Below are 11,764 nucleotides of genomic sequence, written 5' to 3' on the forward strand. Positions count from 1 at the left end.
AAGCAGCGGGGTATTAACTGCGTTTCGCCCCCAAGGGACGGGGAATTGTACCCACGGAGATTAAAGAAAATTTTTATCGAGCAAACTTCTGCTCGGCAAAGTTGATCATGCACGCTTAGCTTTGCCATGCAGAAGCTCAAGCAATGCCTCGTAGGGAATCGGCCGGCTGAAGTAATATCCTTGATGAAAATGGCATTCATACTGCAGCAACAACTCAACCTGATTCATCGTTTCCACACCTTCGGCGATGACTGTCAATCCGAGATTCTTTCCGAGCCCGATAATGGCCTGCACGATCTTGAGATCATTAGGATTCTCACCCAATGTTCGCACGAATGACTTATCAATTTTCAAAATATCGATCGGCAATTCACGCAGCAGGGTCAATGAAGAATAGCCTGTGCCGAAATCATCCAGAGCAATCAATATATTCAACTGCTTAACTGCTTCCAGAACTTTGCTGGCGCGCTCCATATTATGAACAATGGCGTTTTCAGTGATTTCCAACACCAGTGACTTTGCGGGTAAACCGGTCTCATGCAGCACCTGGGCAATGATCGACGGGAAATTCTTATTCAGTAGTTGGCGGGGATTGACATTCACAGACACATTGACAGGATATCCCATGCGCAAGAGCTGGCAGGCAGCCGTGCATGATGTTCTGAGAACGAGCTCTCCCAATTGCTCAATCTGCCCGATATCTTCAGCCAGCGGGATGAATTCACTCGGCGTCAAATAGCCATGCCTGGGATGCGACCAGCGCACCAGCGCTTCCATACGCGCGATCTGATATGACCGTGCATTGACGATAGGCTGAAACAATACCTGAAGTTCGCTGTTTTTTATGGCAGCACGCAATTCCTTTTCCAATTCCAGTTGATCCCGTGTCCATACCATTGAAGATTCAGGCGAATACACGCCAAAATGATTGCCGCCATCTTGCTTGACCCGGTACATGGCCGTACCTGCACGTTCCACGACCGTTTCACTATTGAGTCCATTATCCGGATAGAAACTGATGCCGATGCTGACTGAAACGAATACTTCCAAACCATCGATTTCGAATCGCTGCCTGATCGCATCGAGGATGTTCTGAGCCATTTCAAATACCGAGCTATCTTTTTCCAACTGATCCGATAACACCACGAATTCATCGCCGCCCCAGCGGGCAATGACATCTGTCGCATGGACGCAATCAAAAAGCCGCGAAGAAACCAATTTAAGCAACTTATCCCCGGCATGATGACCCATCGCATCGTTGATTTTTTTAAAATTATCCAGGGTGACGAAGAATACCGTAATGATTTTGTCGGTATCATGAATGGCTCGAATCATATGATCAAAGTGCAGCAATAGTTTCGAGCGATTGGGCAACTTAGTGAGTGCATCATGACTTTGCTGATGCGCCACCTGGCGTGTCAATTCGACTTTGTCGGTAATATCCGTCATCGCAATGACCGACCCCATCATGACTTCATGATCATCAAATAATTGGTTGCGCGTAATGCGCACGGTTCGTTCATTGCCATGCGCTGTTTTGAGCGCGCACTCAACCATGCCCGGTTTATCCAGATTGACATTCATAAAGTGATTTTCGGTGCTTGCCATCGACGTGCTGCTGGTTTTGGCATACAGATCGAGAATTTCTCTGAGGAACTTGCCCTTGATCTGATCAAACTGAGTACGCAGAATCTTCTCGGCACCTTTGTTCAGATACACGATATGATCCACCGCATCAGTGATAATCACGCCATCACCCACGGATTCAAGCGCAGTGTTGGAATGAGCGCGAGTGATCTTAAACGATCGCAAAAATGAGTTGATGCGCCGCCAGTTCCATAACGGATACAACGCCAGAATTCCCAGCACTGCGGCACTGGGCGGAAACCAGATGCGCTCGAACTGCAACAGCAACGCCGATGAGAATACGGTAAAAATCAAGCTGACACACAACACGGTAAAAATGAAATTCCGCTTCAATCCAGCCACGAGTGCTGAAACGATGCTTATCCATAGCAAGGACACAATAGCAATGATGTCAGGAGACAAGGGATGCACGCCACGGTTATTTTTGAGCATCGAAAAGACATGCGCATGCCATTCCACACCGGTCATTGCTTGATGACTGAAAAGCGATGCCGGTGTGACAAAACGGCTTCCCATGCCGGTAGCGGTCATTCCGACGATAACCGCTTTGTTCCGGAGACTGGCTAGCACATCATCATCGAACAAAACTTTCGCATACGACACTTTCTGTATATTATCCGGCTGAACCGCATAGGGAATCAGCATCTCCTGTTCGCGCACCCAGTGATTCAAGGATTCCGCAACAACCTGTTCGGAACGTCTGGATTGATATGCTTGCTTGGCCGCTGCTGGATCCGTCAGTGCCAAAGCTAATGCAAACCAGCTCGGCGCGTTGATCCCTGCATACAAGTAAACCCGGCGGGCCACTCCATCACTGTCCAATTCAATATCCGCATGACCAAGAATCGCATGCTGAGAAATGCCCGGAAGCGGCTGAGCAAGTGTCAATGTTCCGGTATTACTGTCGATGATGGGGGCTACCGGTAAAATGACATTGCCATGCGCAGCAATGGCAACAGCCAATAATCGATCAGCAAGATCATCATTGCCCTGAGCATCTAGCAGCAGCAAATCCATTACCACTGCATGATTATCAATCGCTTTCAAGCGATTGATCAATTCAGCATGAACGCCTCTCGACCACGGCCAACGCCCTAGTACATTCAGACTTTCATCATCGATGGCAATGATGACCACATCTTCTTCTCGCTGATGTGTTGACATTCGCTGCAACGCGGACAATTTGTCATACATCATGAAATCGAAGCGTTCCAGAATCTGGGTATGAATCATTCCTGCGACGCCAATCAGAATGACCGCCAGGCGTGCAATGAACCCTCCGACCCATCTTCCTGAATCGCTTGGCAGAATCATATCAGCACAAGCAATGGCAATAACATCAATAACATGAACCAATACGAAATGCCGCGCGGCACGTCAATTTCTTGCGCTGGCCCCCATGGACCCTGGAATCCATCCGCTTCAATCGTTTTAATACGCAGGTAATAGGTGCCGCTATCCGGCTTGGCAATCGTCAATTGGGGCGTGGCCGTCGATTCATCGTGCAGGATATCCGTGAATTCGTTATCCCGTGCGAACTGCGCCTGAAAGCGTTGATTTTCCGCGGCCGCCCGCCAGGCAAATGCCAAGCTGTTCTCTTGTAGTTGGGTATTTTCCAGGGATGGCCCAGGGTACGGCACTCTGAATGCCATCGCATCACTGAAAGGACCGGCGCCTTCAGTGGCTGAAACCGAAAAAATGCGCCAGAAGTAGTGGCCAGGTGCCAGAGAATCGATAAGGCTAAGACTGGTATCGCGAATCTCGGGATTAAAATAAATCGGTTGAGAAAAATCGCTATCTTGTCCAATCAAAACGGCATAATGGGAAGCTTCAGGGTTTGCGGTCCATTTGAACTCCTGCTTTTCCGGTGCGCTGACGCCACCAGGTAACGGCGCAATGACAAACGGTATTTCGGGACGTGCATTGAGTCCGAATGGAATGACCGCATCCCGCCCTTCAAGGGAAATTCGATCTATGCCCCTGACTCGCAGCCAATAGACGCCATCGGGCATATTGCCATCACGGAAAGGTAAACTGGCGGTAGTAAATTCTGACCATAGATTTTCAAACGCCTGATCTCGCGCAATTTGTGCACGATAAGCAGATGCACCCGCCAATGGCTTTACCTGGATACTCAGTGGCAGTGCCTGATAATAACGGGCTGTTTCAGACAAATCAGGTGGAGGTAATAGCTTAATCGGTAATGCGGGTGCGCCCCCTTGCGGCGTCACCGTTCCAAATCTCCCAGGTACACTGACACTCCTTTTTTTACCGCTTACTTCGACGTTACCCGCGAGTACTTCACTGCTCGTGATGGCGGCTTCCTCATTGGTTCCGACGCGGAATTCCGTACCCCGCACCGAACTGATTGCAGACGGTGTTTTGATCCTGAAACGGGTAGCGTTGTCGGTTTTTTTGGGTACCGAATTTTCAGTTCTCCCCTTTTGTACATCGATCAGTGTATCCACGAGTCCATGGTCACCGTAAATCTGCATATTCTCCAGTTGCAATAACGTATTGTCTTGCACGCGCAAATGCGATCGATCGGCAAATTCGATGGTCACGAATGCATCATTTTCAGTCTTTATCGCATCGCCCATTTGTAATTGCATACCTTCCTGTATAGGCTTGCTTTGTTCACCACGACGCTCTAATGTGGCGGCACCCTGCACGCTAATCACTTGAGCTGATGCCGAGTGAAGTATTTTGGTCCAGGCAATGGGGATCTTTATTTCTGTTCCGGGAGGAATGACATAAGGGTTTGGGATATGATTGAGTTTTTGCAATCCGGAAACATAATGCATGCTTTTTAGATGGCGCTCAGTGATGTTCCAGAGATTATCGCCAGGCCGGACGGTATAAACCCAGTCTTCAGCGATTCCCGATAGAGGGAAAAGACTCAGAGCAGCACACATCATTCCAGATAAAAAATTGAAATGGTTATTAAAGAACCTTAATCGCATAGTTTTCCTTTCAGTTCCGGGGTATTCAAGAATTACTACAAACAATAAGCTTGAGTTCTGAGAAAATTATATCGAACTCTCCGGAAACACATCATAAGATCTGGACAATTGAGGCTTATCAAGCAACCATTATTAATTATTATATATTGTATTCAATTATTTATCTTATTCATTACGATATTCTTAGTATACTGCGGATACCCGCGCTCAAACATACACAAATAGTCAATGATAACCCACACGTTCATATGCATTTTAAATTATGACAAATATATCAGCCACCCTATCACGACGGTTTTTCGGAATAAAAATATCGAATTACTCACAATTGTGAAGAAAAGTAGTGTTAGAATTCTAGTGTTTAGCTCATTAGTTCAATTAAAAAATGAAAAAAAATGAACTAAATTATCAGGTTTTGACTAGGTTTGCCCTATCGTTGGAATGATTTGAATATGGCAAATATGGAAGAGAACGAATGATCAGATGACCAATTTCTACAAAGGATATATAAAATGTTTGAAAGTTTAAAAAATCTGTTAAAACATTTTACAGGCAGTCAAGAATCGGAATCCACAGCCAGCGCAGCAAGCAATCCGCAACCGCAATCGAATTCTCAAGCAATGAATGCAAATACCCCACGCTATTACACTTTAAGCGAATTTAATTTAGGCGTAGGTACTATCGGACCTACCAATCGCACCGACATCGACTCACAAACAGTGAATGATATGTATCAGGCCATTGCTGCGGGTACTTTTAACATTCCGGTGAACGGTGCGGTTCCTGAAATTTGCGTCGATGGTCGTACCGATAAGGATGGTAATCGCAAGCATGCGCCTTGTGCCGCAGGAGGCACCCTCAGTATCGTATACGGTGGCGATCTCGGTGGAGCTTCCACCGCAAGCGATACGACCGAAACGCAATTGACCGTGCGGATCATCAATATGCTCAAGGCCAAAGGTCATGCTACCGGCGTGCATGGAGATGATCATAGCAATTGTGGCTGTGGCGCTTGCGCAAAGGCAAAGACCATTTACCAGCATATCACTGAACACATCAACGATATTGCATCCCTCGTCAGCAAGTATGGCATCAATCTGACAGATAATGAAAAAGAAGCGATCGTCCAACAAGCCAAGAACCGCATCAACCAAGCCGATTTTTTTGCCGATGATCGTTCATCCATTCTGCAAGCGGCACAAGATAATGGTTCGGTTTTCGAGGAACTTGTCGGTGTGCACAATGAACTGGGTATTGCATTGAATACCAAACCTGGCACAACGATAGACCGTTCAGCCATCCGCGCCAAATACGGCCCTCAATATGACATATTTGTGGTTGATGCATGGTCGTTCGGAACAGCCGCTAATGATGTGAATCCCACGGGTGCTGAGCAGGACGCGAACCGCATCGCCAAAGCGATTACGCTGCAAAATGTAGCAACCGCATCTGTTCTAGGACATGGCTCATTGAGTATCATACCGATCGCTTAATGTAGATATATACATCAATTCATCGACTCAAAAAGGAGGGAATGCAGCAGCCTAGACAATAATGACGCAATCTTATGCCTGTTTATTTGCGTTGATTATTTCTTCAGACTTATCAGCTTATGTTGTTACAACTAAAGGAGAAATACCATGGGTTTATTTGATTGGCTTTCAGGTCTTTGGGGTTCTAACGGTAGTGAGGTAAATCAAGAAAGTGAAAATACGCTAGCAAGAGATGGCGTTGAAGGCATAAACACAGCTGCCGTGGAGCATGATGAGATTTTGAACCAAACTCATCATTTGAATGCTCAAACTCAGGATGCGCTTGAAACGGATCTAGAAGCAATGGAATTTGAAGACGCCGTTTCTGACGAATAATCAATGTATCCTTCCTTTCAAGTGCAGATTAATCAAAATTAATCTGCACTTTCTTTATTGTAATACGGTAATTTCTTTCAATAACACGGAGTAATCCGTACACCCCAAGGCAGTTACCTCCTCCTTGTAATCCATATCAGATCTTTTTTCCCTGGATTTGGATTTTCTTTTACTCCCCCACCACCACCTCCCAAAGTGAACGTTTCTCTCATTCATTTACTCACTTATTCGCTTATGAATTGATCTTTATCAATATAGATAAAAATTATGATATTTCAATAGCATAAACAATGGTTATGTTATTACTATTTCGATCGAATAATAATATAATTTTGTAAATAAGCCATGAATTATCATTAATGACTAGAGCACACCACTTCATCATGCAAGAATCAGCAGCTTTTCAAACTAAGTACATGTTTCGTGACCTACAGGCGGGAATTATCACCGGAACCATGGCAATTCCACTGACGGTAGGGATTGCATTGATGTCCAACTACCCCATCAAAGTTGCGTTGGCCACGGTTGTCTTTGCCTGTTTTATCGGTTGGGTCAATGCCTGGATTAAGCCCGGGAATTATATCGGCGCGCCCGGCGTGGCCGCTGGCTTGGCACCCGTTCTGGCAATAGGTGTCGCGGATTTCGGAATGGAAAATATGGCGTTTATCATTTTCCTGACGGCATTCATCCAAGCGGTGATATGGAAGTTCGACTTGCAAAAATATATTCTCGTGGCTGTTCCAAAATATTTAGTGGAAGGGCTATTGGCTGGCGTGGGCCTCAAGATCGTTGTGAATTTTTTTGCGATGACCTATGAAATACCTCAGAACCTGACATCGGAAGCATTTTGGAATGAGCCACGCATTCAGATGGTTCTGATCTCGACTGCCAGTTTGGGCATTTTTTTGTATCTGTTCGCAAAATTCCAGGCCAGGCAACCCGCCATTCCTTATTTCGTGCTGATTACCGCCGGCGCGATCATTGCGCAATTCATAACCTTGCCGATGCTGCACGTCGAAGACATCCCTTTAGCCTTGTCGTTACCGCTACCCCACTTCGACAATGTCTTTATATGGATGTACGTGATCGGTTTTACCCTGATGCTCGCCATCATCGATGTGATCGAACAAGTCATGAGTAATGCCGCCATCGAAAAAATCGATCCGTTACAACGCAAATGCAATACCAACAATAGCTTATTAGCCATCTGGATCGCCAACATGGGATCGAGTTTTTTTGGCGGCATGACCAATCTGGATGGGTTAGCGAAGAGCACGACCAATAAACTGGCCGGGGCCTACACAAAACTCTCGGTACTGGTGGTGGGCGCGGTCATTCTTTTCTTTGTACTCAATACACAATTACTTGAATACCTGCCTAAATTTTCACTAGCAGTCATTATGATCTTTACTGGCTGGAAAATGATGCTCGGGTTAGCACATGTCGCCTATCAGGGCCAGTATGCATTGATCCTGGCGATACTATGTGCACTGCTCGTCTTTCGGTTGGGAATTTTTGAAGGGCTTTTGCTGGCATTGCTATTGCACGGTTCGGTCAATTACATCGTATTCAATCAAGTGCAACACGTCAAAACCGTGACCATCATAAAAAAATATCTGCAACGTTTCGCAGGCGGAGGGGGTGCGGATTAACCAGCAGTATCAATATTTTGAATGGCCTGTAGCCGTAATGGCAAGTGCCGAATAGCCTCAGCATTGCTGCTTGAGAATACTTTTTCTGCCGCCTGTTGCCAGGGCAACCACATAAAATTCAAATGCTCCCGCGCAGCCATCTGAATCGATATCGGTGCCGACACACATAACCCGAACACGTGTTCGGTATTGATCCGAACGCCAGGGGCATAACGCCAGCGCCACTCTTCATAGATTTCATACTGATTCTCAATATGCCAATCGCTCAGTGCATAATCGGCAGCATGCAAACCGGTTTCTTCCAATACTTCACGTTGCGCGGTCTGCAATAACGATTCCCCAGAATCCTGGCTGCCGGTAACCGATTGCCAGAAACCGGGATGATCAGCTCGTTCTAACAGTAGCACCTGCAAGTCGACCGTATGAATCACCACCAGAACAGAAACCGGAATCTTGTGCACGTCTAGTCATCAACCTGGTTTGGTTTCAATCTGGCGCAAGCGGATATTGAGTTCTCTTAATTGTTTTTCATCTACCGTGCTGGGTGCGTGCGTGAGTAAACACTGCGCGCGTTGGGTTTTAGGAAATGCAATCACATCGCGGATCGATTCCGAACCGGTCATCATCGTCAAAATTCGATCCAGTCCGAATGCTATGCCACCATGGGGAGGGGCGCCATACTGCAGAGCCTCGAGTAGAAAACCGAACTTCTCTTGTGCTTCCTGCTCAGAAATATTTAACGCGCGAAACACCTTGGACTGAATGTCCTGGCGATGAATCCGCACCGATCCGCCGCCAATTTCCGAACCATTCAATACCATATCGTAAGCTTTCGAGAGCGCACGACCCGGATCGGTTTCCAGCAAATCTTCATGACCATCCGCAGGCGATGTGAATGGATGATGCAGCGCTTGCCAGCGATTCTCTTCTTCATCGCGTTCAAACATCGGAAAATCAACAACCCACAACGGTTTCCAGCCGGATTCAGCATGACCGTGCTGATGGCCGATTTTAATGCGCAGTGCTCCTAATGACTCGTTGACGATCTTGGCTTTGTCAGCACCGAAGAATATCAAGTCGCCATTTTGTGCATGAGTGCGCGCCAAAATCGTTTTAATCGTATCTTCCGGCAGAAATTTCAGAATCGGCGATTGCAATCCTTCCACCCCCGCCGCCACATCATTCACTTTGATATACGCCAGTCCTTTGGCGCCGTAAATTGCGACAAATTGCGTATAGTCATCGATTTCTTTACGCGATAGCTCCGCTCCTTTCGGTATGCGCAGCGCCGCAACGCGACCATCGGGCTTTTCCGCCGCTTCACGGAACACCTTGAAAGTAACCTCTCTCATCAGATCGGTCAGTTCGGTAAATTCCAGGGAAACGCGCAAATCCGGTTTATCTGAGCCATATTTGAACATTGCATCGGCGTACGTGAGGCGTGGGAATGGATTGGGCAAATCCACATTGATGACGGACTTGAACAAGCCTCGTATCATTTCTTCCATCAATGCCATGATCTCATCTGCGGACAGGAATGAGGTTTCAATATCGACTTGCGTGAACTCGGGTTGCCGGTCGGCGCGCAAGTCTTCGTCCCGGAAACAGCGAGTGATCTGATAATAGCGATCGAACCCCGACACCATCAATAACTGCTTGAATAATTGCGGTGATTGCGGCAATGCAAAGAAATGCCCAGCATTGACGCGCGACGGTACCAGATAATCGCGTGCCCCTTCTGGGGTAGACTTGGTCAGCATCGGTGTTTCAATATCCAAGAAACCCTGTTGATCGAGAAATACGCGTACCGCCATCGCCACTTTATGACGTAAGCGCAGATTCGACTGCATGACCGGACGGCGTAAGTCCAGATAACGGTGCTCCAACCGCACCACCTCACTGATGGAGTCGTCGTCCATCAGGAATGGCGGCGTCAACGAGGTATTCAGCACATCGATCGTGGCGACCAGAATCTCAATTTCGCCACTGATCAGCGTCGTATTGACTGTTCCCTCTGGTCGTCTTCTCACCTTACCGGTAATTTTCAGCACAAATTCATTGCGTATTTTCTCTGCAGTCTGAAAAGATTCCACATTGTCGGGATCGCACACGATCTGCACCAAACCTTCACGGTCACGCAAGTCGATGAAAATCACACCGCCGTGATCTCTACGCCGATGTACCCACCCAAAAAGCGTTACGGTTTGGTCGAGATATCCGGTATTAATGGCGCCACAGTAATTTGTACGCATAACTATTTTTTCAACTGATTGAGAATGAAATGGACGGTTTTCAGCTTATTTCAGAGCATTATTTAGATGGAAGACAGTCATTCGGTCGCCGCAGCAGGAGATGAGCTACTCTCTTTTTTTACGGTAGCTTCAGTAGTTGCGGGGCTTGCTGATGGCGTGCTGTCTGAATTTTCTTTGGTAGCCGACTTGGTTTCGGTTGAATGTGCTTTGTTATTCTTGAAATCAGTCACATACCATCCGCTTCCCTTCAGTTGAAATCCTGCGGCGGAAATTCGCTTGACATAATGATTACTGCCACACACAGGGCAAATCGCAATCGGCGCATCACTGATCTTTTGCAGATGTTCTTTCTCGGCACCGCATGAATTGCAAAGATATTCATAAATAGGCATAGAGACCTCCAACAATCCAACATTGAGAAAGCCGGGATTATACCTTAGATTGAAAATAGACGATTGAAAGTCATGCACTGTTCATCCGAGTCTGTTCCTGATGACAGTGAAGTAACTGATGCACCTGACTAGGAGCATCCCTCGGAAATTTTCTATTCCACCCATGCCCAAAACCTCGCTATTTAACGCTAGATCATAAAAGTAGTACCAAAATACAATTGTTTAGATTTTTTTAATCGATACAATCTGCGCACTTTGTATGCAATGTTGTGGGTGACCAATCGCCATTCTGGACGGTGGCTTCTCCTTCAAAAGGGGCAAATTTGATGGTTTTTGATTGTGCAGAAATGCGCTGTGTCGCACAAGTATATGTATCTCTGTCTTCGCAGTTCGGAACACGCTGATCTTTTAAATATTAGAACTTCGTTTATGAAAAAAATAGTTCTGCTTATCGTGGCGTTATCGATTATTTACGCCAATTTCTTTTCAGAAAAAGCCCGATGGGACAAAGAAGTGGATCGCCTGTGCGCTATCGATGGGGGAATTAGGGTGTATGAAACGGTAACGCTACCGCCTGAAAAGTTTGATCATAAATATGGGCAGATCAATTTTTATGATCCAACTCAGGGAGAAAGCGCGCTGGGGCCAGAGTATATCTATAAATGGGATATTCATTATTACAAAAAAGGACACCCGGTATCGAAAGGAGCACAAGAAGTTGCAATGCGGCGAGATCACATCAGGATATTTAAAAAATCAGATATGAAATTGTTGGGGGAATTAGTGAAATATCACAGAGCAGGCGGAGATTTGCCTGGACCTTGGATGCCCTCATCCTACCACTGTCCAGGAAAGTTAGAAGCAAATTCAGTCAATTTGATACATAAAATATTTATCAACTTAAAATCGAGTGAAGAAAAATGAGTGAAATAAATAACTATTCTTTTCAAGCTGTATTAGCACAAGTGTGACCTGATCTGGCTTTTTCGA

General features: G+C 46.3%; 9 protein-coding genes. 4 read left to right on the plus strand and 5 right to left on the minus strand.

The window, feature by feature from the left end; all coding sequences use genetic code 11:
- Window positions 1–105 precede the first annotated feature (105 nt).
- Window positions 106–2,961 (minus strand): EAL domain-containing protein, encoded by a 2,856-nt coding sequence (locus ABF87_RS14375; RefSeq protein WP_160829810.1) that lies wholly within the window; start codon window positions 2,959–2,961, stop codon window positions 106–108.
- Window positions 2,958–4,610, minus strand: coding sequence for a FecR domain-containing protein (locus tag ABF87_RS14380; RefSeq protein WP_160829811.1), 1,653 nt, complete (start codon window positions 4,608–4,610; stop codon window positions 2,958–2,960). The genes ABF87_RS14375 and ABF87_RS14380 overlap by 4 nt, the downstream gene beginning before the upstream one ends.
- Window positions 4,611–5,122: 512 nt before the next feature.
- Here ABF87_RS14380 and ABF87_RS14385 point away from each other — a divergent pair.
- The 3 genes from ABF87_RS14385 (at window position 5,123) to ABF87_RS14395 (ending at window position 8,130) form a co-directional block, all read left to right on the plus strand.
- Window positions 5,123–6,103: a cadmium-containing carbonic anhydrase gene (locus tag ABF87_RS14385; protein ID WP_160829812.1), complete on the plus strand. Its 981-nt coding sequence runs from the start codon at window positions 5,123–5,125 to the stop codon at window positions 6,101–6,103.
- A 147-nt stretch (window positions 6,104–6,250) separates the two neighbouring features.
- Entirely contained in the window at window positions 6,251–6,478 is a 228-nt protein-coding gene (locus ABF87_RS14390) for a hypothetical protein (protein WP_160829813.1), read from the plus strand.
- Window positions 6,479–6,837: 359 nt separating this feature from the next.
- Complete coding sequence (locus ABF87_RS14395; RefSeq protein WP_240143712.1) at window positions 6,838–8,130, plus strand: SulP family inorganic anion transporter; 1,293 nt, start codon at window positions 6,838–6,840, stop codon at window positions 8,128–8,130.
- On the opposite strand, the gene nudB is transcribed toward ABF87_RS14395, so the two are convergent.
- The 3 genes from nudB to ABF87_RS14410 all read right to left on the minus strand — a co-directional run bounded on the left by nudB (window position 8,127) and on the right by ABF87_RS14410 (window position 10,774).
- Window positions 8,127–8,591 carry a dihydroneopterin triphosphate diphosphatase gene (nudB, locus tag ABF87_RS14400; protein ID WP_160829814.1) on the minus strand — a complete coding sequence of 155 codons (465 nt, stop codon included), beginning with the start codon at window positions 8,589–8,591 and terminating at the stop codon, window positions 8,127–8,129. The two genes, ABF87_RS14395 and nudB, sit on opposite strands and share 4 nt — an antisense overlap.
- A 9-nt stretch (window positions 8,592–8,600) precedes the next feature.
- Window positions 8,601–10,382, minus strand: coding sequence for an aspartate--tRNA ligase (aspS, locus tag ABF87_RS14405; RefSeq protein WP_160829815.1), 1,782 nt, complete (start codon window positions 10,380–10,382; stop codon window positions 8,601–8,603).
- A 77-nt stretch (window positions 10,383–10,459) separates the two neighbouring features.
- Window positions 10,460–10,774, minus strand: a complete 315-nt coding sequence (locus tag ABF87_RS14410; RefSeq protein WP_160829816.1) for a zinc ribbon domain-containing protein — start codon at window positions 10,772–10,774, stop codon at window positions 10,460–10,462.
- Between the two features lie 429 nt (window positions 10,775–11,203).
- Between ABF87_RS14410 and ABF87_RS14415 the strand changes: the two genes are divergently transcribed.
- On the plus strand, window positions 11,204–11,698 hold the full coding sequence (locus ABF87_RS14415) for a hypothetical protein (protein ID WP_160829817.1): 495 nt from the start codon (window positions 11,204–11,206) through the stop codon (window positions 11,696–11,698).
- Window positions 11,699–11,764 lie beyond the last annotated feature (66 nt).

The organism is Nitrosomonas sp. JL21 (genome assembly GCF_009833095.1).
In the GTDB taxonomy this organism is placed as follows: domain Bacteria; phylum Pseudomonadota; class Gammaproteobacteria; order Burkholderiales; family Nitrosomonadaceae; genus Nitrosomonas.

Excerpts from the sequence above, each read along its gene's own strand:
- ABF87_RS14380 (WP_160829811.1), bottom strand. The coding sequence starts at position 4,610 with ATGCGATTAAGGTTCTTTAATAACCATTTCAATTTTTTATCTGGAATG.
- ABF87_RS14415 (WP_160829817.1), top strand. The coding sequence starts at position 11,204 with ATGAAAAAAATAGTTCTGCTTATCGTGGCGTTATCGATTATTTACGCC.
- aspS (WP_160829815.1), bottom strand. The coding sequence starts at position 10,382 with ATGCGTACAAATTACTGTGGCGCCATTAATACCGGATATCTCGACCAA.
- ABF87_RS14395 (WP_240143712.1), top strand. The coding sequence starts at position 6,838 with ATGACTAGAGCACACCACTTCATCATGCAAGAATCAGCAGCTTTTCAA.
- ABF87_RS14390 (WP_160829813.1), top strand. The coding sequence starts at position 6,251 with ATGGGTTTATTTGATTGGCTTTCAGGTCTTTGGGGTTCTAACGGTAGT.
- ABF87_RS14410 (WP_160829816.1), bottom strand. The coding sequence starts at position 10,774 with ATGCCTATTTATGAATATCTTTGCAATTCATGCGGTGCCGAGAAAGAA.
- ABF87_RS14385 (WP_160829812.1), top strand. The coding sequence starts at position 5,123 with ATGTTTGAAAGTTTAAAAAATCTGTTAAAACATTTTACAGGCAGTCAA.
- ABF87_RS14375 (WP_160829810.1), bottom strand. The coding sequence starts at position 2,961 with ATGATTCTGCCAAGCGATTCAGGAAGATGGGTCGGAGGGTTCATTGCA.